This window comes from uncultured Thermanaerothrix sp. (assembly GCF_938028735.1).
Classification (GTDB): Bacteria; Chloroflexota; Anaerolineae; order Anaerolineales; family Anaerolineaceae; genus Thermanaerothrix.
In genome coordinates this window covers 1-2,862 of record NZ_CALIMF010000018.1, presented here as the reverse complement: position 1 = coordinate 2,862, position 2,862 = coordinate 1, and the positions used below count along the sequence as shown (strand labels likewise).

Sequence of the window (2,862 nt, the reverse complement as noted above, 5' to 3'; positions counted from 1 at the left end):
GAGAGGCTCATGTGCGAGCCCACGATCCCGTGGCTGTTGACAACGCACGTCACGCCCTCGAAGGTTTAGATGTGCAGTTCTTCAGGGATCCCTATGCCCTGGCCATGGGTGCAGACGCCTTGGTACTAGCTACAGAATGGCAGGAATACAAAAAACTTGACTTAAGACAACTGGCCCAAGCGATGCGCACCCCTGTTCTTCTTGACGGGCGTAATCTTTTCGATCCCAAGGAAGCCAAGAACGCTGGTTTTGTCTACCTAGGGTGGGGTCGATGAAATCTGTGCTGGTTACCGGTGGTGCAGGGTTTATCGGAAGCCACCTTGTGGATCGTCTGCTCAAGGAGGGATGGCAAGTGACCGTAGTAGACAACTTTGATCTTTTTTATTCGCCCGCCATTAAGCGTCAAAACATTGCAAACCACCTGAAGCACCCAAACTACACATTGGTTGAGGCCGATATACGCGATTACGAAGGACTACGCAAGCGCCTTTCTGGTGAATACGATGTCATTGTGCATCTTGCAGCCAAAGCTGGAGTTCGACCCTCCTTCCGGGATCCCCTCGGTTATTATGAAGTAAATGTGCGTGGCACCCAGAACATGCTTGAGCTTGCCCGAAAGTGGGGAGTAAGGCAATTCGTGTTCGCCTCCTCATCCAGTGTGTATGGGGTCAACCCCAATGTGCCCTGGCGAGAAGACGATCCTGTGCTTCGCCCCATCAGCCCGTACGCCGCTAGTAAGGTGGCAGGAGAGCTCCTCGGTCATGTGTACAGCCATCTCTACGATATCCGGTTCATTGCTTTACGTCTGTTCACCGTCTACGGCCCGCGGCAACGTCCAGACCTCGCCATCTATAAGTTCGCCCGGCTCATGCTTGCAGGAAAGCCGCTTCCCATATATGGTGACGGCACCAGCCGACGGGATTACACTTACATCGACGATGTCGTGGAAGGCATCTGGAAAGCCATAGATTATACTGGGTCCAAATACGAAGTTGTTAATCTAGGAAGCGGCCATGCGGTGGGGTTATTAGCGATGATCCGAGGGCTAGAAGAGATCCTTGGGGTGACGGCAAAGTTGGAGTACTTACCTCCTCAGCCGGGTGATGTGCCCCAGACCTGGGCAGACACTCGCAAGGCGGAACGGCTCCTGGGCTGGCAGCCAAAGACCATTCTGCGTGAAGGGCTACGGCAGTTGCTAGACTGGGTTAGGACCTGTGAAGAGGTATAGGGGATTGGCCCGACTCGATAGCGCGTTTCTGTGTGGACTGTTCTTTGTTCCACACAACACACCATGAGAAAAGTGAGGATAGATTCTGGTCTAGGGGTCTTGAACCGTCTACGGAACATGCATCAAAACCACCGCCGCGTTGCGCGGGGAGTCGTATCTGTCGCTACATTTGTCCTGGTTTCCAAGTTCATTGGGGCTGTCAAGGAGATGGCTCTCGCCCAGCGCTATGGAATCAGTCGCGAGGTGGATGCGTATCTGCTTGCCTTCAACCTTGTAACATGGCTACCCACAGTCCTCTGGGCGGTGGGCAGCCTTACCCTTGTGCCCACGCTTGTGGCCCTGATTAAGCAGCAGGAAGAGCGACGCTTCCTTGCCGAGCTGAACGGTACCACCATTCAGCTCGGGCTCCTGACGACTGCCATGGTCGTTACCCTCGGAACTGCAGTGATTGGGCTGATAGTGAGGAGCTGGGATGCATCGGCACAAGAACTGGCGAGGGCGTTCGTCTGGCAACTTGCGCTAGCAGGGCTCATGCTGGTCCTGTCCGCATCTCTGTCCATCCGTCTGCAAGCCCGTGAGAAACAGGGGTACACACTCCTCGAAGCGATGCCATCGCTGGGCGTCCTTGGATTTGTGGCGCTCATTCCGTCATCGGGACCGGGGCCTCTGATCTGGGGTACGCTCACCGGGGCGGTAGCACAGCTAGGATTGTTGGTACTGATGGTGCAGCGCGCTGGAGCCCTTGGCCAGTGGGTTACCTTCCGTCGCTCCTCACCATATTGGAGTTACGCATACATTTACTTCAGCGTTGTCTTCGTTGGGCAGATCGCTGCAAGTATGGTCGCTCCGATGGACAACGTCTTCGCTGCCCAGCTTGGGAAGGGTGCAGTTGCCACATTAGGTTACGCAACGCGCCTTATTGCATTGGCAACTGGGCTGGCTGCGACAGCGATCGGGCGCGCACTTCTTCCGGTACTGGCCGGGGTGGTGGCAAAAGGCGACCTTAAGCTGGGTCGTGCTCATGTACTTCAATGGGCCAAGCTAGCAGCGATTGGCAGCGGGTTGGTAACTATTCTAGGATGGATCGCTGCGCCGACCGTGGTGACACTCGTGTTTCAACGGGGGGCCTTCACCGCTGAAGATGCAGCGGTCGTAGCCCGGGTGTTTCGGTTTGCTCTACTGCAATTGCCATTCTATTGCTTTGGAATTGCATTGGTACAGTGGTTTGCAGCGACGCGCAGGTATAGCGTGCTAACGGGCACAGCGGTGCTAGGTGTCCTCGTCAAGTTTGCGCTGAACGTGCTTTTCACACGGCTCCTGGGGGTTGCGGGCATTGCATTAGCTTCGGCGGGTCTTTACCTCTTCACCTCCGTTGCGCTGCTGGTAATGGCGCGAAGAGGACAAGTATGAGCAGACTAACCACTCCAGAGTTCTGGGATAATCTCTACGAAGGCTGGCTTCCTGATCCCTTTGATCCGACCAATTGGCGGGAGTATGTAAGCATCCAGCTTGTGCAACTCCTGACCAGTCTGGGGCTGGCGGGCAAAAGGGTCCTTGAGGTGGGTGGAGGGGATGCACGCCTCCTGGCATGGCTGGCTAAGCAACATCCAACAAGCAAATTCGTGGTTCTTGAC

The 2,862-nt window shown here is 55.5% G+C and carries 4 protein-coding genes; all 4 read left to right on the top strand.

Annotated elements, in window-relative coordinates:
* The coding region (locus Q0721_RS10085; RefSeq protein WP_299029175.1) for a UDP binding domain-containing protein at positions 1-275 on the top strand (275 nt) is incomplete at its 5' end.
* Entirely contained in the window at positions 272-1,228 is a 957-nt protein-coding gene (locus tag Q0721_RS10080; RefSeq protein ID WP_299029173.1) for a GDP-mannose 4,6-dehydratase, read from the top strand. The genes Q0721_RS10085 and Q0721_RS10080, both read left to right, overlap by 4 nt.
* Before the next feature lie 117 nt (positions 1,229-1,345).
* Positions 1,346-2,638: a lipid II flippase MurJ gene (locus Q0721_RS10075; protein ID WP_299029170.1), complete on the top strand. Its 1,293-nt coding sequence runs from the start codon at positions 1,346-1,348 to the stop codon at positions 2,636-2,638.
* Positions 2,635-2,862 (top strand): class I SAM-dependent methyltransferase (locus tag Q0721_RS10070; protein ID WP_299029167.1); only part of this gene is annotated, 228 nt, incomplete at its 3' end. The genes Q0721_RS10075 and Q0721_RS10070, both read left to right, overlap by 4 nt.

Excerpts from the sequence above, each read along its gene's own strand:
- Q0721_RS10075 (WP_299029170.1), top strand. The coding sequence starts at position 1,346 with ATGCATCAAAACCACCGCCGCGTTGCGCGGGGAGTCGTATCTGTCGCT.
- Q0721_RS10080 (WP_299029173.1), top strand. The coding sequence starts at position 272 with ATGAAATCTGTGCTGGTTACCGGTGGTGCAGGGTTTATCGGAAGCCAC.